This window comes from Neisseriaceae bacterium CLB008 (genome assembly GCA_041228285.1).
In the GTDB taxonomy this organism is placed as follows: domain Bacteria; phylum Pseudomonadota; class Gammaproteobacteria; order Burkholderiales; family Neisseriaceae; genus JAGNPU01.
On record CP166133.1, the window covers coordinates 143,605 to 162,695 of the forward strand.

The 19,091-nt window shown below is 51.4% G+C and carries 18 protein-coding genes and 2 tRNA genes; 14 read left to right on the forward strand and 6 right to left on the reverse strand.

What is annotated here, in order from left to right; all coding sequences use genetic code 11:
- Positions 1–31: 31 nt before the first annotated feature.
- Positions 32–382 (reverse strand): lipoprotein, encoded by a 351-nt coding sequence (locus AB8Q18_00585; GenBank protein ID XDZ51584.1) that lies wholly within the window; start codon positions 380–382, stop codon positions 32–34.
- A 503-nt stretch (positions 383–885) separates the two neighbouring features.
- Between AB8Q18_00585 and AB8Q18_00590 the strand changes: the two genes are divergently transcribed.
- From AB8Q18_00590 to AB8Q18_00610, 5 genes are all read left to right on the forward strand, one after another.
- Positions 886–961 (forward strand) — tRNA-Lys (locus AB8Q18_00590).
- A 195-nt stretch (positions 962–1,156) separates the two neighbouring features.
- Positions 1,157–2,719 carry a phospholipase D family protein gene (locus AB8Q18_00595; protein XDZ51585.1) on the forward strand — a complete coding sequence of 521 codons (1,563 nt, stop codon included), beginning with the start codon at positions 1,157–1,159 and terminating at the stop codon, positions 2,717–2,719.
- A gap of 158 nt (positions 2,720–2,877) precedes the next feature.
- Positions 2,878–4,845 carry a PhoX family phosphatase gene (locus AB8Q18_00600; GenBank protein ID XDZ51586.1) on the forward strand — a complete coding sequence of 656 codons (1,968 nt, stop codon included), beginning with the start codon at positions 2,878–2,880 and terminating at the stop codon, positions 4,843–4,845.
- Between the two features lie 245 nt (positions 4,846–5,090).
- Entirely contained in the window at positions 5,091–7,163 is a 2,073-nt protein-coding gene (locus AB8Q18_00605; GenBank protein ID XDZ51587.1) for a carbon starvation CstA family protein, read from the forward strand.
- Positions 7,147–7,353 (forward strand): YbdD/YjiX family protein, encoded by a 207-nt coding sequence (locus tag AB8Q18_00610; GenBank protein ID XDZ51588.1) that lies wholly within the window; start codon positions 7,147–7,149, stop codon positions 7,351–7,353. The genes AB8Q18_00605 and AB8Q18_00610 overlap by 17 nt, the downstream gene beginning before the upstream one ends.
- 221 nt (positions 7,354–7,574) lie before the next feature.
- Here AB8Q18_00610 and AB8Q18_00615 read toward each other — a convergent pair whose 3' ends face one another.
- From AB8Q18_00615 to pstS, 5 genes are all read right to left on the reverse strand, one after another.
- On the reverse strand, positions 7,575–9,038 hold the full coding sequence (locus AB8Q18_00615) for an inorganic phosphate transporter (GenBank protein XDZ51589.1): 1,464 nt from the start codon (positions 9,036–9,038) through the stop codon (positions 7,575–7,577).
- A 233-nt stretch (positions 9,039–9,271) separates the two neighbouring features.
- A complete protein-coding gene (pstB, locus tag AB8Q18_00620) occupies positions 9,272–10,042 on the reverse strand; it encodes a phosphate ABC transporter ATP-binding protein PstB (protein ID XDZ51590.1) in 771 nt (256 codons plus the stop codon).
- Positions 10,043–10,063: 21 nt separating this feature from the next.
- A complete protein-coding gene (gene pstA / locus AB8Q18_00625) occupies positions 10,064–10,909 on the reverse strand; it encodes a phosphate ABC transporter permease PstA (GenBank protein XDZ51591.1) in 846 nt (281 codons plus the stop codon).
- A gap of 25 nt (positions 10,910–10,934) precedes the next feature.
- Positions 10,935–11,891 (reverse strand): phosphate ABC transporter permease subunit PstC, encoded by a 957-nt coding sequence (gene pstC, locus AB8Q18_00630; GenBank protein XDZ51592.1) that lies wholly within the window; start codon positions 11,889–11,891, stop codon positions 10,935–10,937.
- 84 nt (positions 11,892–11,975) lie between these two features.
- Positions 11,976–13,010, reverse strand: a complete 1,035-nt coding sequence (gene pstS, locus AB8Q18_00635) for a phosphate ABC transporter substrate-binding protein PstS (protein XDZ51593.1) — start codon at positions 13,008–13,010, stop codon at positions 11,976–11,978.
- A gap of 222 nt (positions 13,011–13,232) precedes the next feature.
- On the opposite strand from pstS, the gene tpiA reads away from it, so the two are divergent.
- From tpiA to nuoF, 9 genes are all read left to right on the forward strand, one after another.
- Positions 13,233–13,991: a triose-phosphate isomerase gene (gene tpiA, locus AB8Q18_00640; protein XDZ51594.1), complete on the forward strand. Its 759-nt coding sequence runs from the start codon at positions 13,233–13,235 to the stop codon at positions 13,989–13,991.
- Between the two features lie 4 nt (positions 13,992–13,995).
- Positions 13,996–14,331 carry a preprotein translocase subunit SecG gene (gene secG / locus AB8Q18_00645; GenBank protein ID XDZ51595.1) on the forward strand — a complete coding sequence of 112 codons (336 nt, stop codon included), beginning with the start codon at positions 13,996–13,998 and terminating at the stop codon, positions 14,329–14,331.
- A 12-nt stretch (positions 14,332–14,343) separates the two neighbouring features.
- Positions 14,344–14,429: transfer RNA gene (locus tag AB8Q18_00650), tRNA-Leu, on the forward strand.
- Positions 14,430–14,628: 199 nt separating this feature from the next.
- On the forward strand, positions 14,629–14,985 hold the full coding sequence (locus AB8Q18_00655; GenBank protein XDZ51596.1) for an NADH-quinone oxidoreductase subunit A: 357 nt from the start codon (positions 14,629–14,631) through the stop codon (positions 14,983–14,985).
- Positions 14,976–15,452, forward strand: coding sequence for an NADH-quinone oxidoreductase subunit B family protein (locus AB8Q18_00660; GenBank protein ID XDZ51597.1), 477 nt, complete (start codon positions 14,976–14,978; stop codon positions 15,450–15,452). The genes AB8Q18_00655 and AB8Q18_00660 overlap by 10 nt, the downstream gene beginning before the upstream one ends.
- A gap of 9 nt (positions 15,453–15,461) precedes the next feature.
- The gene (locus AB8Q18_00665) at positions 15,462–16,055 is read left to right on the forward strand and encodes an NADH-quinone oxidoreductase subunit C (protein XDZ51598.1); all 594 of its coding nucleotides are present in this window, start codon (positions 15,462–15,464) and stop codon (positions 16,053–16,055) included.
- Entirely contained in the window at positions 16,048–17,301 is a 1,254-nt protein-coding gene (locus tag AB8Q18_00670; GenBank protein XDZ51599.1) for an NADH-quinone oxidoreductase subunit D, read from the forward strand. The genes AB8Q18_00665 and AB8Q18_00670 overlap by 8 nt, the downstream gene beginning before the upstream one ends.
- Positions 17,301–17,774, forward strand: coding sequence for an NADH-quinone oxidoreductase subunit NuoE (gene nuoE, locus AB8Q18_00675; GenBank protein XDZ51600.1), 474 nt, complete (start codon positions 17,301–17,303; stop codon positions 17,772–17,774). The genes AB8Q18_00670 and nuoE overlap by 1 nt, the downstream gene beginning before the upstream one ends.
- Positions 17,774–19,069 (forward strand): NADH-quinone oxidoreductase subunit NuoF, encoded by a 1,296-nt coding sequence (nuoF, locus tag AB8Q18_00680; GenBank protein XDZ51601.1) that lies wholly within the window; start codon positions 17,774–17,776, stop codon positions 19,067–19,069. Before nuoE ends, nuoF begins: the two co-directional genes overlap by 1 nt.
- Positions 19,070–19,091: the final 22 nt, after the last annotated feature.

Consider the following 19,091-nt stretch of genomic DNA (forward strand, 5'->3'; position numbering starts at 1 on the left):
GAGAGGGTATTTTATTGGGCGCGTACGCTAATTACTTAGAAAGAGCGTCTTTTGCTTTGTCAGCAGTCGCGTCGATTGACTCTTTAGCAGAGTCAGCGGCATCTTTAACAGAATCAACGGCATTGCTGGCGGCTTCTTTAGCAGCATCAACGGTGTTTTGCGCTTCAGTTTTAGCAGCTTCTGCATTTGCGTCAACGGCAGCTTCAGTTGCTTCTACAGCTTCTTCAGTTGCTTGAGTAGCTTCAGCGCCAGTTTCAGTTGCTTCAGGTGCAACTTCAGTTGCTTCTACAGCTTCAGGAGCAGCTTCTTCTGCAGTTTTGTCAGCTTGTGAACAAGCAGTTAATGCCAATGCGAACAATGCGGTAGCCAAGATTTTTTTCATGATGCACATTCCTTTAGTTGAATTAACGAACTGCCCAATGGACATTGGATAATGTGTGAATTAGGGCATAGAAGAATTATAAACTTTTTCTACACAAAAGCCACATTAACCGCCACTTGGACCCCCCTATCTTATGCTAAATAGGCAAATTTAGCGAATTTAGATGCCTGTTAAGATAGGTTTTTCTGACTTTTGCTCAAAGCTTGACTTTAAAGGTCCTACGAAAAAAATAAACGACGTCTATTTATGTGGCGTGCCCAGAGTAAAATAGCCCAGCCCGAGCCGCCTGAGGCGTAGATGCTGAGGGAATAACCGTCTGGTTTTGCTGGAGTTAAATAGGCCGATGGCGTATTTTGCGCTCAGTCAGGCCAGCTATATTTTTAGAGTTTGATTTAAAAATAAGTAAATTTTTTTTTGATTCAAAAAAGATGTAAAAAAAAGTGTATCTTTTTGTTGACAAGTCGAATCGAGACCTATAGAATTCGCTTTCTCTTGATGAGCAAGGGTCGTTAGCTCAGCTGGTAGAGCAGCGGACTTTTAATCCGTTGGTCGATGGTTCGAATCCATCACGACCCACCAGAACATAGAAAAAGCCACTCAGATTACTGAGTGGCTTTTTCTATGGCTGCGTTGCGCTATTTGTTTTTTACAGGACAATAGACTACTCTAGAGGCAGTCTGATTCTGGCGCCGCCCAGCCCTCAATGTCGGTGTGGGCCGCCTCTCCTTACCTCATGTCTATTCTGGCCTTTTTAAGGCCTGAACGTTAGGAACAATGAAGAAAAAATTGAGCTACGTTATTCTGTTTATCATCGTCTTTATTCTGGCCTCGTTGCTGTCTGTTTACGGGTATGGGGTGTTCGCCAAGCAGGTTAAGGGCGAGCCCAGCCACGTTTTATCTATGGATGAGCAGGCGCTGACCACCCTGGACAAGGCACTACAGCCCTTGATCGCGGCCCATCCAGGCCAAAGTGGTCTGGTGATGCTGCAAGACAATCTCGATGCGTTCGCGGTGCGCGCCTTAAGTGCCCGTGAGGCGGGCCGAAGCCTGGATTTACAGTATTATATTTGGCACGACGACCTCACCGGTAAACTGTTGGGCCAAGAACTATTGGCCGCGGCCGATCGCGGCGTTCGGGTGCGCTTACTGTTGGACGACATCACCACCCATAACCGCAGCAGCATGCTCAGCGCCTTAACTCGCCATCCCAATATCAGCATCCGCATCTTTAACCCTACGCGTGCGCGTGACACTGGCTTTAAGCGTGGCATGGAGCTGGCCTTGAGGGTCTTGAGCGCCAATCGACGCATGCACAATAAGGCATGGATTGCCGACAATCAAGTGGCCATCGTGGGTGGACGCAATATTGGCGACGAATATTTTGACGCCTCTCCCCACATTAATTTTTTCGACATGGACATCTTAGTCGGTGGCAAAGCCGTTGCCGAAGCTTCAGCCATCTTTGATGAGTATTGGAACAGCGATGCAGTGATTCCGCTGTCGGCTTTGGTGACGGCGCCGGAAAATGCCTTACTTAAGCTGCGTACCGAAGTGGCCAAGCAGGCGCAAGGATTGGAAGCCTTGCCCTATATACAAGAACTGCGCCAAGCAAAAAGCGTACACACTTTGTTTCAAGGCCAAACGCCGGTGTATTGGACAGAGCACGTACGCGTGGTCTCTGACCCCGTTGGTAAGGCCAAAGGCGAAGACCGCGAGCGCTGGCTTTTGGGTACGCTCTTAGCCGAGTGGGGGCGTGCACGTGAAGATTTAAAAATCATTTCGCCGTATTTTGTACCCAGCCAGGCGGGCGTGAATATGTTTGAACAGCTCAGCACCCGTGGCGTCGCCGTCAGCGTCTTGACCAATTCCCTAGCCGCCACCGACGTGTTGGCCGTACACGGGGGCTATGCACCGTATCGATTGCCGCTGCTGGCTCAAGGCGTGAAGCTGTTTGAGCTGAAGCCGTTTGCCGATCGGCCGCGCAAAAATCTATTCGGGTCTAGCGGCGCCAGCCTACACACGAAAGCTTTCGTGGTCGATCATCAGGTGGGTTTTGTCGGTTCGTTTAACTTTGATCCCCGTTCGGCGATTTGGAATACCGAAATGGGGGTGATCTTTACCGAGCCGACCATGGTGAAGCTGCTGGAGCAGGAGTTCGCCAAGCTCACCAGCCCCAATGCCAGCTATGCCGTGAGCGCCCCTGAAGGTAAGCTGCGCTGGCAGGACGACAGCGATGGCCAAGAGCCAAAAGAGTGGGACAAAGAGCCGGAATCACGCTGGTGGCAGCGTTGGACGGCGACCATCATCAGCTGGTTGCCGCTTGAATCACAGCTGTAAACGCACGTGATTATTTTATGAATGGCCGCCCTTAATGGGCGGCTATTTTTATGCCGCTGAAGAGTGTCACAAAACCGTCATCAAATTGAGATGGTTTTGTCACAATTAGCGTTTAGGCTATGCCCATTATTCGGCTTTATCTTTTGGGAGTAGTGGGCATGTCACGCATTAAAAATTCATCGTTAAAACACGTGTCGGCAGACCAAGTCAGCAACGACACGACTAACTCGGTCTTTTCCACCGTTTGGCAAACCCGTTTGTCGCGTCGCCATATGCTACAGGCCAGCGGTGCCTTAGGCCTGAGTGCTTATGTGCCTCAGGTATTGGCGCAACAGCTAGGTGGTCAAAGTGCGGTAGGCGGCCATGGCGTACCCAGCCTTGGCTTTAAACCGGTGCCATTCTCGGCCGAAGACACGGTGGTGGTGCCCGAAGGTTATCGCGCTCAAGCGTTTTATCGCTGGGGCGATCCTGTTGGTTTGCCAGGCTATATGCCGGCGTTTAAGCCAGACGGCAGCAATACCACGCTAGAGCAGGCTGCTCAGGCTGGCATGAATCATGACGGCATGTCTTACTTTTCCTTGCCTCTAGGCGGCGACAGCGCCGAGCATGGCTTGTTGGCCATGAATCATGAATACGTCGATTTGGGCCTGTTGTATCCAGACGGCGAGGCTCGTTGGGATTTGAATAAGGCGCGTAAATCACAGAACGCCATGGGGGTGTCGGTGGTGGAAGTGCAAAAAGGCAATGGCCAGTGGCGCATCGTGCCGAATTCGCGCTACGCGCGCCGCATTACCCCCGCCACGCCCATGAATTTAAGCGGCCCGGCCAAAGGCCACCCTTTAATGCGTACTGCGGCAGACAAGCGCGGTGAGAAGGTGTTGGGCACCATGCAAAACTGCGCCAATGGCCAAACCCCGTGGGGGACGTACTTAACCTGTGAAGAAAACTGGTCAGATATTTTTGTGAAGGCCAGCGGTGACATGACGCCCTTGGAAAAACGCTATGGCATCGCCACTAAAGACAGTGGCTACCGCTGGTCGGAAGTGGATGAGCGCTTTGACGTATTGAAAAACCCAAACGAGCCGAATCGTTTTGGCTGGGTGGTCGAGATTGATCCGTTTAATCCTAAGTCCACGCCGGTGAAACACACTGCTTTAGGCCGCATCAAGCATGAAGGCGCCACCATGGCGGTGGCACCAGATGGGCGCGTGGTGGTGTATATGGGCGACGATCAGAAGTTTGAGTACATTTATAAGTTTGTCAGCGCCAAGGTGTACCAACCCAGCAACCGCGCCGCCAATATGCGCCTGTTGGAAGAGGGGACTTTATACGTGGCCAAGTTTAACGAAGATGGTTCAGGTAGCTGGCTGCCTTTAGTGTTCGGCCAAGGCCCATTGACCAGCGCCAACGGCTTTAATGATCAGGGCGAGGTGTTGATTAATACGCGCCGCGCCGCCGACCTAGTGGGCGCCACTAAAATGGATCGCCCCGAGTGGATTGCGGTGGACCCAAATCGCCCTGGTAGCGTGTACTGCACCCTGACCAATAATAACGACCGCGGTAAAGAAGGCAAACCTGGCGCCGATGCGGCCAATCCACGGGTGAATAACCTGTTTGGCCACATCATTCATTGGCAGGAAGACCAAGCCAACGTGGCGCAGCTGAGCTTTAAATGGGATATTTTGGCCTTAGGCGGCAGTCCGTTTGCGCAAAAAGCCGAGCATAAGGGCAATCATTTAGGCGATGCCTTTGGCAGCCCTGATGGTCTAAGCTTCGATCACCGCGGCGTATTGTGGGTGCAAACCGACGTGTCTTCCTCAACCTTAAACCTCAAAGACTATGCCGGCATGGGCAATAACCAAATGTTGGCGGTGGTGCCAGAAACCGGAGAGTTTAAGCGCTTTTTAACTGGGCCGAACGGTGCAGAAGTGACGGGCATTGCCTTTACGCCCGATAACCGGACCTTGTTCATCAATATTCAGCACCCGGGTGAGCCAGCAGATGGCCCGTCGGATCACCTTAACCCTAAAGGCATTTCCAGTTGGCCAGAAGGCGCGAGCGGTGGCCGCCCTCGCTCGGCTACGGTGGTGATTCAAAAGCTCGATGGCGGCATCATCGGCTCGTAATGCACGGCAGTGGCCATGTGGCCACAGTGATTATTGACTTAAGTTAATCGCACGCATGTTTCCGACATGGGTGCGATTTTTTTAGGTGTTTGATTTTAAATGTAGACATTATGTGGGTCATTGTTTTTAAACAACTTAACTTTATGCCGTTTCGATTGACAATGGCCTAGGCGAACCTCTATAAAGTAAAAGAAGTATTAATCAGGCATTTTTTAAACTTAACCATGTAAGCAAGGAGCATCTCAATGAAGCGACTAAGGGATTGGCTGCTGTGGGGGCTGGTGGTGTTGGCGGGGGTGTCGGCGTTTATGACCCTTGCCGTCAGCCGCAATGAGCCCATTAACGCAGTGTGGATTGTGGTGGCCGCGGTGGCGGTGTATTGCATTGCCTACCGTTTTTATAGTTTGTTTATTGCCAACAGCGTAATGCAGCTGGACGAGCGGCGAATGACGCCGGCAGAGCGGCACAATGATGGTTTAGACTATGTACCCACCCATAAGGGCGTGCTGTTTGGCCATCACTTTGCTGCTATTGCGGGCGCCGGGCCGTTGGTTGGGCCTGTGTTAGCGGCCCAAATGGGTTATTTGCCGGGCACTTTGTGGATTATTTTTGGCGTGGTGTTTGCCGGTGCCGTACAAGACATGATGGTGTTGTTTATCTCGATGCGTCGCGATGGCCGCTCTTTGGGCGAAATCATCAAGCAAGAGCTAGGCACCGTGCCGGGCATTATTGCGTCGATCGGCATTTTGATGATCATGGTGATCATCATGGCGGTGCTGTCGCTGATTGTGGTGAAGGCCTTAATCGGCAGCCCTTGGGGTACCTTTACCGTGGCCATGACCATTCCGATTGCCCTCTTTATGGGCGTGTACACGCGCTTTATTCGCCCGGGTAAAATCGGTGAGATCTCGATTGTGGGCGTGGTGTTGCTGTTGGCGGCGATTTACTACGGCGGCCAAGTGGCGACCAGCTCGTGGGGGCATTACTTTACCTTTGATGGCGTGCAGTTGACCATGATGTTGGTCGGCTATGGCTTTGTGGCGGCGGTGTTGCCAGTGTGGCTGTTGTTGACGCCGCGCGACTATCTGTCGACCTTCTTGAAAATCGGCACCATCGTGGCCTTGGCCTTGGGTATTTTGTTCGTGGCGCCGAATCTGGAAATGCCGGCCTTAACTAAGTTTGTAGACGGTACTGGCCCTGTGTTCTCGGGCAATCTATTCCCCTTCTTGTTCATCACCATCGCTTGTGGCGCAGTATCAGGCTTTCACGCTTTAATCTCTTCGGGCACCACGCCGAAGATGATTGAAAATGAAACCCATGTGCGCATGATTGGTTATGGTGGCATGTTGATGGAAAGCTTTGTGGCAATTATGGCTTTGGTGGCGGCCAGCGTCTTGGACCCTGGTATCTACTTCGCCATGAACAGCCCAGCGGCTTTGATTGGCACCAATGCCGTGGATGCGGCGGCGGCGGTGACGCAGATGGGCTTTGCGATCACCCCAAATGAGCTGACCCAAATGGCGGCCGACGTGGGCGAAACCACCATTCTGTCGCGGGCAGGCGGTGCGCCCACGCTGGCGGTGGGGATGGCCCACATCATGCATCAGGCTTTGGGTGGTAAGGAAATGATGGCGTTTTGGTATCACTTTGCCATTTTGTTTGAAGCCTTGTTTATTTTGACCGCCGTAGATGCCGGTACCCGCGTGTGTCGCTTTATGATTCAAGACTTGGGCGGCATTTTCATCAAACCGTTTGCCAACACCGAGTCATTACCGGCCAACCTAATCGGGACAGGCCTCGCCGTGGGCCTATGGGGCTATTTCTTATACATTGGCGTCACTGACCCACTGGGCGGGATTAACTCCTTATGGCCGCTCTTCGGTATCGGTAACCAAATGCTGGCAGGTGCGGCTCTGATTCTGGCCACCGTGGTTTTGGTCAAGCTCAAGCGCGAACGCTATGTGTGGGTGACCTTAGTGCCGACCTTGTTCTTGATTGTAGTGACCACCTATGCCGGGTTCTTAAAACTGTTCGACAGCAACCCAGCGGTCGGCTTCTTGGCTCACGCCGGTAAATACCAAGCTGCTATCGATGCGGGGACGGTTTTGGCGCCAGCTAAAGACATGGAGCAAATGGCCCAAATCGTGTTTAACGACTATGTGAACTCAGGCTTGACCGTGCTGTTCTTGGCGGTGGTGTTCATTGTATTGGTATACGGCATTAAGGTCGCCTTGAAGGCCCGTAAAATTGGCTGGGCAACCGCCAGTGAAGTGCCTGCGGTGTACCGCGATGAGGTTCAGAATGTGGATCAAGCTTAAGGCCAAGCTCGGGCGCTGGTGGCGCCTGGCTTCGGATACCGGACGGCTAATGGTGGGGGTGCCGAACTATGAGCGTTACGTCGCTCAGCGGCGCCGCCACAATCCTCAGGCCCCAGTGATGACGGAGCAGCAGTTTGTGCGCTATTGTGCCGAACGACGACACAACAGCGGCAGCGGTAAGTGTTGCTGACGGCGGTCCTGAATAAGCAAGCCCTCTGTGAACGACAGAGGGCTTTTTTGTGGGCGCCTGAGGCGCTGTAGTCGCCATCAGAGACATTTTTAGACGACGATCAGGGGTAGGGGTGGTTGAGTCTAAAACAGTTCGTTAGGGTGCTTTAAATGGCTTTTGTGTGGCTTGCGGCCACAAAAAACCCGCCCAATGGGCGGGTTGGCGTGATAAGCGGTGACAGCTTAGATGAACTGGACGATCAAGAAGAATAAGCCACCGGCCAGAGCCATCGCAGCAGGGAAGGTGAACACCCAAGCCAGCAAAATATTACGGATGGTTTTCATCTGTAAGCCTGCTTTAGACGCCACCACAGTACCGGCAACGCCGCTGGAGAGAATCTGAGTGGTGGAAACCGGTAGGCCCAATACGTTGGCCATGCCGATGCCGATGGCGGCGGTCAGCTGGGCACATACGCCTTGAGCGTAGGTCATGTGTTTTTTACCAATGCCTTCACCCACGGTTTTGGCCACGCGTTTCCAGCCAATCATGGTGCCCAGGCCTAGGGCTGAGGCCACGGCAATGATCACCCACAGCGGAGCGTATTCAGTCGACAGCGCCAAGTCTTTACGTAGGGCAGACAGATATTGTTTGTCTTGATGGTTCACGTCGGGCAACGAAGCAAACTGTTTGGCCGCATCGTCTAAGCACAATAGGTGGCTACGGGCTTGGCTACGCTGTTCGGTGCTCAATTCACGCATGCTGGCCTTACCCTTGAATAGGGTGGTTAACTCGGCGGCGTGCATTTGCGTGTCGGTGGCCTGACAGTGAATGCCTTGCTGGGTTTCTGGTGCCGGCATGGCAGGGAAGAAGGTGTTGATGTCGGTGCTGCGATCATCGGCAAATTTGCTGAGGTAGCCTGCGGCATCAACCGTGCGTTCGATTTGGTATTGGGTGGTGTCTAAGTTCAATAAGAATTTACCCGGCACAATACAAATCAGCGCCAACATCACTAAGCCCACGCCTTTTTGGCCGTCGTTTGAACCGTGCGCAAAGCTCACGCCACAGGCCGACAGGATCAGCATGAAGCGAGTCCAGAAAGCAGGGTGTTTACGGCCTTCTACGTCTTGACGTTGGTAAGGCGATTTATGGATATTGGTTTCGGGGAAAATAAAGCGAAACGCATGCAGCATAAAGAAGGCTAAGAAGAAGCCAGCAATCGGGGAGAGCAGCAGTGATAGGCCCACGTCGTAAGCTTTACCCCAGTTAATGCCTTGGGTTAAGTCTTGGCCTGCCAGCATGGCATTGGCCACGCCCACGCCGATGATGGCGCCGATTAAGGTGTGTGAGCTAGAAGCGGGTAGGCCGAAATACCAGGTGGCCAAGTTCCAAATGATGGCGCCGATCAAGAGGGCGAAAATCATCGCCAGCATTCGTCCCGAGTCATCTGAAGCTAAGACATCAACCGGTAACAAATGCACGATAGAATAGGCAACGGCCAAACCACCAGCCAATACCCCGACAAAGTTAAAAACCGCAGAGGCCAAAACCGCATGGGTAGGCTTCATCGATTGAGTGTAAATAACGGTCGCTACAGCGTTCGCGGTATCGTGAAAGCCATTGATGAATTCAAAGGCCAATACCAATAGGAGCGACAATAATAAAAGAATAACGAGACCGGCAGTTAAGCCAGAGAAGAGTTCAAACATGATTTAGCAAACATAAATTAAGTTGAGAATGGTAGGTGAATTGTTAGCTTTACTAGCAAATGCGTCAAGCGCTTTGTCTTGAATTATTGCCGTCTAGGTCAATAATGCGTCATTTGTTTTTATATTCATCTACTACGGTGTGTGTCTGTTGACTTTTACCCAAAAGCGAAATGCCTGCTAGGGCAGGCATGCACGCTTATTGGCATAAAAATGTGGGGGCATTGTGCCACGAATCAGCCAAATTTCCCAGTAATGTAATCTTCTGTGGCTTTTTTGGCGGGTGTGGTGAAAATTTGATTGGTGTCGCCCACTTCCACTAAATCACCCAAGTACATATAGGCCGTGGTGTCAGATACTCGCGCGGCTTGCTGCATATTGTGGGTCACCATGGCAATGGTGTAGTCCTGCTTCAATTCGGTAATCAAATCTTCAATGTGGGCGGTTGAGATCGGGTCTAGCGCGCTGGTCGGCTCGTCTAAGAGCAATACTTCTGGCTTGGTGGCGACGGCGCGCGCAATACACAGGCGCTGTTGCTGGCCGCCGGACAGTGAATGGCCAGACTGCTTCAGTTTGTCTTTCACTTCTGTCCACAGGGCGGCTTTATTCAGCGCCCATTCAATACGGTCATCCAGCTCCGCGCGGCTGAGTTTTTCGTACAGCTTGACCCCAAATGCCACGTTGTCGTAAATCGACATTGGGAACGGCGTGGGTTTTTGAAACACCATGCCGACCTTGGCACGCAAGAGATTGATGTCGATGCTGGGGTCGAGGATGTTTTGGCCATCGAGCATGATTTCGCCCTCGGCCTTCATGCCAGGGTACAGGTCGTACATACGGTTGAAGGTGCGCAATAGCGTTGATTTGCCGCAGCCAGACGGGCCAATAAAGGCCGTCACCTGATTCGGTGCTATGCTGAGGTTAATGTCTTTTAAGGCGTGAAAATCACCGTAGTAAAAATTTAAATGATTGATGTTGATTTTCGCTGTTTGTGCAGTGGTGTTCATATCAGTAGGCTCTTAATAAAATTATGCGTGTTTGGATTTGCGGCTCAAGATGCGCGCCAAAATGTTGGCGGTGAGCACGGCTAAGGTAATGATTAGGGCGCCGCTCCAAGCCAGGGCGTGCCAGTCATCGTAAGGGCTCATGGCGAACTGTAAAATCACGTTGGGTAGGTTGGCCAAGGGCGCGTTCATGTCGGTGCTCATGAACTGATTGTTCAAGGCGGTAAACAAGAGTGGTGCGGTTTCGCCGGTGATGCGGGCGAAGGCCAATAAAATACCGGTTAGGACGCCGGCTTTGGCGGCACGTAGGGTCACCATGCCAACCAGCTTCCATTTAGGTGCGCCTAGGGCGGCGGCGGCTTCGCGCAGCGAATTAGGCACCAGGCGCAGCATGTTCTCAGTGGTGCGCACGACCACAGGGATCACCAGTAGCGACAGCGCTAAGGCGCCAGCCCAGCCAGAGAAGTGTCCTTGGGTGACCACGATTAATTCGTAAATGAAGAGGCCGATCACGATGGAGGGTGCCGACAGTAAAATATCGTTCATGAAGCGGGTGGCCGGTGCCAACCAGCCGCGGTCGCCAAATTCGGCCAGATAAATGCCGGCCAGGATGCCGATAGGCGTACCGATTAATAGGCTGAAGAAGGTAATCATCAAGCTGCCGACGATGGCGTTGGCCAAGCCGCCTTCAGTGCCCGGTGGGGGCGTGCTTTCGGTAAATAAGGTCACCGATAGTGCTTCGGTGCCAAAAGAGAACAGCGTCCATAAAATCCAGCCCAGCCAAAACAGGCCAAAGACCATGGTCAGCATAGAGGCGGTTAGGTTAAAGCCATTGACGAAGCGACGGCGGCGATACAAAGATTGATTCATAATATTTAGTTCCTCGTGGGCCAGATTAATGGCTGCGGCCTTCGTTGCGTTTTAGACGCAATAGCATCAGTTTAGAGGCCGACAGCACCACAAAGGTGATGAAGAATAAAATTAGGCCTAAGGCTAAAAGCGAAGACAGGTGTAAGGTATCCACGGCTTCGGCAAACTCATTGGCCAGAGCGGACGTAATTGATACGCCTGAATCAAACAGGCTGGGGCTGATGTTGAAGGTATTGCCAATCATGAAGGTCACCGCCATGGTTTCACCCAGTGCGCGGCCCAAGCCAAGGATGATGCCGCCAACCACGCCGGTTTTGGTGTAGGGCAGTACCACGTGGCGCACCACTTCCCAGGTGTTGGCGCCGAGGCCATAGGCCGATTCTTTTAACAGGGTAGGGGTCACTTCAAACACGTCGCGCATGACCGAGGCGATGAAGGGGATGATCATGATGGCCAAAATCAAGCTGGCGGCAAATAGGCCGATGCCCATGGGGATGCCGTTAAATAAGGTGCCAATAACGGGCACGTCGCCGAGGTTGTCGATGAACCACGGCTGGATGTATTCGGCAAAGAAGGGCGCAAACACGAAGAGGCCCCACATGCCATAAATAATGGAGGGGATGCCGGCCAAGAGTTCGATGGCGATGCCCAGAGGGCGGCGTAGCCAGATCGGGCTTAATTCGGTCAAGAAAATGGCGATGCCAAAGCTGACCGGTACGGCAATCAAGAGCGCGATGACGGAGGTCACGATGGTGCCGTAAATCGGCGCCAGGGCACCGTATTCGCCGGCAACGGGGTCCCAGTTGCTGCTGGTGAAGAAGTCTAAGCCAAAGTGTGCCAGGCTGGGCCAGGCGCCAATGGTGAGGGAAATCAGGATGCCCGCTAGCGAAGCCAATACCAAAAAGGCAAAAAACTTAGTGGTGTTGACGAATAGCCAATCGACTTTGCGTTGGGTGGCCATGCGTTTTTGAATCGTCGACATAAGGTCTCTTTTTCTGAGTTAGTCTGGGTGTGGCAAAACCCAAGCCCACTTTTAACCGTGTGCTTGGGCTTCTGATGCTATGGCTTAGTAAACGGCTTTGCCATTGGCGGTGATGTTTTTCCAGCTTTGGCGAATCAAGGCTTTGGTGCTGTCTGGCATGGCCACGTAGTCCAATTGGCTGGCGGCAGCGTTGCCTTTTTTGTAAGCCCAGTCAAAGAACTTCAACGCTTCTTTAGACTGTTCTGCATTCACTGCATTTTTTTGCATCAAAATGAAGGTGGCAGAGGCGATGGGCCAAGCTTGGGCACCGGCTTGATCGGTTAAAATCAAGTGGAAGTCGGCGGCTTTTTTCCAGTCGGTGTTGGCGGCAGCTTTAAAGGTAGCTTCTGAAGGCTGTACAAAGTTGCCGGCTTTGTTTTTCAAGGCGGTGTGTGACATTTTGTTTTGCTTGGCGTAGGCGTATTCAACGTAGCCAATTGAGTTTTTCACGCGGCGTACGTATACGGCCACGCCTTCGTTGCCTTTACCTGCAGCGCCAGAGGTGGCGGTGGGCCATTTAACCGAGTTGGCGGCGCCCACGGTTTTTTGCCAGTCGGCAGACACTTTGCTTAGATAGTTAGTGAAGTTAAAGGTGGTGCCTGAGCCGTCAGAGCGAAATACGGTGGTGATTTTGGTGGCAGGCAGTTTTAGGCCTGGGTTTAATTTAACCAACGCAGGGTCGTTCCACTGGGTGATTTTGCCCAAGTAGATATTGGCCAAGACGTCGCCAGTGAGTTTTAGCTGACCAGGTTTAATGCCGTCGATGTTGACGATGGGCACCACGCCACCAATCACGGTGGGGAACTGTACCAAGCCTGCTTCTTTGAGTTCGGCCGAAGTCAACGGGGCATCAGAGGCGCCGAAGTCTACGGTTTTAGATTTAATTTGTTTCACACCACCACTAGAACCAATAGACTGATAGTTTACTTGGTTGCCGGTTTCTTTTTTATAAGCCTGCGCCCATTGAGCGTAAACCGGCTGTGGAAAAGAAGCGCCTGCGCCAGTGATGTTGGCGGCCAACAAGCTACCAGATAAAAGAGCTAGGCTTAAGCCTAGAGTGGTACGGGTTAGGACTTGCATGGAAGATCACTCCTTAGTGAGAAAAGTTATTTCGATGTGCACAGTCTAAGAAAACAATATTTCAAAAGTGTGACAAACCGTCACAATATGTTTCATTTTTATTAAACTATTGATTTTTAACGGTATTTAATGTTTCAATTGTGGTGAGGGATAGGGGTTTTGCGTAAATCAGGGAATGTGGTTACAATGCCGCCTATTATCGAAAGTGAGTGAAGGCTGCCCATGTCGCAAAAAAAATGGATACTTGGCAATTGGAAAATGAATGGCCGCGTTGAGCGTAATGCTGCGCTGCTGGCTCAGTTCGCCAGCTTGCCCCTAACCGACAAGGTGGTGGCCGGTATTGCCGCGCCGATGCCGTACGTTGCCAGCGCCGCGACGGCCTTGGCTCAGTCTGCTTTTTTGGCGGGTGCCCAAGACGTGAGTCAGTATGCAGAAGACGGCGCCTTTACCGGTGAAGTGTCTGCGGCCATGCTTAAAGACGTGGGCGCAGATTTTGTGCTGATTGGCCACTCTGAGCGCCGTCAGTACTTTAAAGAAGACAATGCGGTGCTGCGCACTAAGTTTGAAAATGCGCTGCAGGCGGGCGTGACGCCCGTATTATGTGTGGGTGAGCCGCTGGAAGATCGTTTGGCCGAACGGCAAAATGCCGTGGTGGCAGATCAACTTAATGTGTTGAATCATTTGCCGGTGGATTTGTTGGGCGATGAGTTGGTGGTTGCCTATGAGCCTGTGTGGGCCATCGGTACGGGCCAAGTGGCGAGCTTGGCGCAAATTGCAGATATGCATGAATTTATTTATGCACAAATCTTGTCGAAACTAGAAAAGGCTGTTAAGATTCGCATCCTTTATGGTGGAAGTGTAAATGCGGATAATGCGCGCGACATCTTCTGCGTTGGCAAGGTTGGCGGTGCGCTTGTGGGCGGCGCCTCTCTTTCATATGAAAGCTTTGCACATATCTTGAAAGTGGCACAAGAATCTTAAAATTATGGACATATTAAAACTAGTTGTTTGGATCGTTAATATCTTTTCTGCAATCGCTCTGATTGTGCTTGTATTGGCACAGCATGGTAAGGGTGCGGATGCGGGTGCTGCCTTCGGTTCAGGTAGTGCACAAGGGGTATTCGGTTCTGCGGGCTCTTCAAACTTTTTGAGTCGCAGTACGGCTATTTCTGCGTTCATCTTTTTTGCAAGCTGCTTGGCTTTGGGTTACTTCTCTACTCAAGGCGCTGAGAAATTAGATTTCAACTCTGTGACGCAGCCTGCGGCGGTGGAACAGGTGGTTCCGGCCCCAGCGGATAAGGATGCTGTGATCCCGGAATAAAGTTCTAAAGATGCCGACATGGTGGAATTGGTAGACACGCCATCTTGAGGGGGTGGTGGCCATAGGTCGTGTGAGTTCAAGTCTCACTGTCGGCACCAACGGAAGTAGAAAACGCAGGCGTGATGCCTGCGTTTTTTTTATGGGTTTTGTTGTTGTCTGTAGGTTGTGAAATGGCGTGCGAATATGGTGCAAAGCAGCGTAGGTAGTTGAACAAAGTTGCTTTTGCGCCCTTTCAAAGTCATGGGATGTTCTGTACAATGTACACAAATTTTTCGCTTTTGAGGAATTGTCTGAGTCATGTTAGTTAACTATTTTCCCGTATTGATTTTTATCATTATCGGTTTGGTGGCAGGCAGCGTTTTTGTCATTTTGGGCAGTGTGTTAGCGCCCAGTCGGCCTGGTACTGAAAAAAACTCTCCTTATGAGTGTGGTTTTGAAGCATTTGAAAACGCACGCATGAAATTTGACGTCCGCTACTATCTCGTCGCCATTCTCTTCATTCTTTTTGACCTGGAAATTGCGTTTATGTTTCCGTGGGCCGTTGTGTACAAAGAATTAGGCATGTTTGGTTTCGGTTCTATGATGGTCTTCTTGGCCATTTTAGTGGTGGGTTTTGTGTATGAATGGAAAAAAGGCGCTTTAGAATGGGAATAGAAGGCGTTTTCAAGCAAGGCTTTATCACCACTTCGGCGGATAAAGTTTTGAACTACACGCGCACGGGCTCTTTGTGGCCGGTGACTTTTGGTTTGGCTTGTTGTGCGGTTGAAATGATGCACGCTGGTGCGGCTCGTTACGACCTTGACCGCTTCGGTATTATTTTTAGACCAAGTCCTCGCCAATCCGATTTGATGATTGTTGCGGGGACTTTGTGTAATAAGATGGCCCCTGCGCTGCGTAAAGTGTATGACCAAATGGCCGAGCCTCGTTGGGTTCTGTCTATGGGCTCATGCGCCAACGGCGGTGGTTATTATCATTACTCTTACTCTGTGGTGCGCGGCTGTGATCGCGTGGTGCCTGTGGACGTTTACGTACCAGGTTGCCCACCCACGGCTGAAGCCCTGATTTATGGCTTGATTCAACTGCAGAATAAGATTAAACGCACCGCAACCATCGCACGGTAGGAGTTTCTCATGTCGGTAAAAGCTGAAAAACTACAGGCGGCCTTGGAAAGTGCTTTTTCTGCGGTTGGCTGTAACATTATAGTATTCAAAGACGAAGTGACCCTTGAGTGTCCTGCTTCGGCCTATTTCAACGTGATGCAGCAATTGCGTGACGATGAAGCCTTTCACTTTGAAATCCTTGTCGATTTATGTGGCGTAGACTACAGCACCTATAAAAACCAGCCGTGGGCGGGTAAACGGTTTGCCGTGGTGTCCCACCTATTGTCGGTTAAAAACAACCAGCGCGTACGCGTGAAGGTGTTTGCCGAAGACGATGATTTCCCTGTCGTGGATTCCGTTGTGCCTCTGTATAACGGCGTGAACTGGTTTGAGCGCGAAGCGTTCGACCTGTATGGCGTGATGTTTAATAACCATCCAGACCTGCGCCGCTTGTTGACCGACTATGGCTTTGTGGGCCATCCCTTCCGTAAGGATTTCCCAGTCTCAGGCTATGTGGAAATGCGTTACGACGAAAAAGAAGGTCGCGTCATTTATCAACCGGTTACGATTGAGCCTCGTGAAATCACGCCTCGGATCGTCAGAGAGGAGCAGTACGGTGGCTAATCTAAGAAACTACACCATTAACTTCGGTCCTCAGCATCCGGCCGCTCACGGCGTGTTGCGGATGATTGTGGAGATGGAAGGCGAAACGATTATTCGCGTTGACCCCCACATCGGCCTATTGCACCGTGGTACTGAAAAGCTGATCGAGCAAAAAACCTATCTTCAAGGCTTGCCGTATATGGATCGTCTGGACTATGTGTCCACGATGAACAACGAGCACGCTTACTGCTTGGCCATTGAAAAGCTACTCGACATTCAAGTGCCGATTCGCGCCCAGTACATCCGCGTGATGTTCGCCGAATTGACCCGTATCTTGAACCACTTATTGTGGATCGGTGCCCACGCCTTGGACGTAGGCGCCATGACTGTGTTCCTATACGCCTTCCGTGAGCGTGAAACCATTATGGACATGTACGAAGCCGTTTCGGGCGCTCGCCTGCACGCGGCTTATTTCCGTCCTGGTGGCGTGTATCGCGACCTACCGGACACCGTGCCTCAGTACAAGGCCAATAAATTCCGTAACGCCAAAACCTTAGAAGCTTGGAACGAAGACCGTAAAGGCACCATGCTTGATTTTATTGAAGGTTTTGCGAAGAAATTCCCAACCAGTATCGATGAATACGAAACCTTGTTGACCGATAACCGGATTTGGAAACAGCGTACCGTCGACATCGGTGTGGTGAGCGAAGCGCGCGCCTACCAAATGGGCTTTACCGGCCCGATGTTGCGTGGTTCTGGCGTGGCTTGGGATTTGCGTAAATCGCAGCCTTACGACGTGTATGCCGATTTGGATTTTGACGTGCCTGTAGGCGCGACCGGCGACTGTTACGACCGTTACTTGGTGCGCGTGGCTGAAATGCGTGAATCGGTACGCATCATCGAACAGTGCGTGGCCTGGTTGAAAGTCAACGAAGGTCCAGTCATCGTGGATGACCACAAGGTGGCCCCACCATCGCGCGAAGCGATGAAGGCCAATATGGAAGAATTGATCCACCACTTTAAATTCTTTACTGAAGGCATGCATGTGTCTGAAGGTGAAGTGTATGTGGGTACGGAACACCCTAAAGGTGAGTTTGGTATTTACATGATTTCAGATGGTGCCAATAAGCCTTACCGCGTGAAGATTCGCGCACCAGGGTACGCTCATTTGAGTGGTATGGATGAAATGGCCAAAGGCCATATGTTGTCGGACGTGGTGACCATCATTGGTACCCAAGACATCGTATTTGGGGAGATTGACCGATAATGTTATCTACCGTGTCATTACAAAAAATTGATGCCGAATTGGCAAAATATCCAGAAGATCAACGCCGCTCTGCCATTATGTCGGCGCTGCGCATTGCGCAAGACGAACACCGTCATCTCAGCGCAGAGTTGATCGAGTTTGTGGCCAACTATGTGCGCATCGCTCCTGTGGCGGCCTTAGAAGTGGCCACGTTCTATAATATGTACGATTTAAAGCCTGTGGGTAAATACAAACTAACCGTTTGTACCAACCTGCCTTGCGCTTTGCGTGGTGGGGTGAACGCCGCTGAATACCTAAAACAAAAATTAGGTCTTGAGTTTGGCCAAACCACCGCCGACGGCAAGTTTACCCTGGTTGAGGGTGAGTGCATGGGTGCTTGTGGTGATGCGCCAGTGATGCTGGTGAATAATCACAAAATGTGCAGCTTCATGACCCCAGAGGCGATTGAGCAGAAATTAGCGGAGTTAGACTGATGGCTATTTATGAATCAGGTGTGATTTTTAATCAGTTAGATACTGCCGATGCAGACTGCTGGACCCTTAAAGCCTATGAGGCTCGTGGCGGTTATCAAGCACTGAAAAAAATTCTGACCGAAAACATGACGCAAGACGACGTCATTGCCGAAGTAAAAGCATCGGGCCTGCGCGGCCGTGGCGGTGCGGGCTTCCCGACCGGTTTAAAATGGAGCTTTATGCCCCGTTCTTTCCCCGGCAATAAATACGTGGTGTGTAACACCGACGAAGGTGAGCCCGGTACGTTTAAAGACCGCGACATCATGCGTTTCAATCCCCATGCGGTGATTGAAGGCATGATCATTGCCGGTTTTGCGATGGGTGCGGCTTCTGGTTACAACTACATTCACGGCGAAATTTTTGCCGAGTATGAGCGTTTTGAAGAAGCGCTGGCTGAAGCCAAAGCCGCCGGTTATTTGGGCCAAAATATTTTGGGCACCGACTTTAGCTTCGAGCTATACGGCCATCACGGCTACGGCGCCTATATTTGTGGTGAAGAAACCGCTTTGCTAGAGTCGCTGGAAGGTAAAAAAGGCCAACCGCGCTTTAAACCACCGTTCCCAGCCTCTTACGGCCTGTACGGTAAGCCCACCACCATTAACAATACTGAAACCTTTGCTTCTGTGCCGTTCATCATTACCGACGGCGCGGCCAAGTTTGCCGAGCAAGGGATCCCCAATAGCGGCGGCACCAAGCTATTTTCAATCTCGGGTCACGTAGAGCGTCCAGGCAACTATGAAGTGCCTTTGGGTACGCCTTTTGCCACCCTTTTGGAAATGGCCGGCGGCATGCGTGGCGGTAAAAAATTGAAAGCCGTGATTCCTGGTGGGTCATCTGCGCCGGTGTTGCCTGCCGACATCATGATGAACACCAATATGGATTACGATTCAATCAGCAAGGCTGGCTCTATGTTGGGTTCGGGTGCGGTGATTGTGATGGACGAAGATGTGTGCATGGTGAAAGCACTGGAGCGTTTGTCTTACTTCTACTTTGAAGAATCATGTGGTCAATGTACCCCTTGTCGTGAAGGCACAGGTTGGTTGTACAAAGTAGTCCACCGTATTGAGAATGGTTTGGGCCGTCCAGAAGACTTAGAACTATTGGCTTCTGTAGGCGACAACATGGCAGGGCGCACCATTTGTGCCTTGGCTGATGCTGCCGTCTTCCCGGTGCGTAGTTTTACCAAACATTTCTTAAATGAATTTGAGCATCACATCGAACATAAAAAATGTTTGGTTGATCACAAATGGTTTTAACACGCACTAAGCGTAACGATTA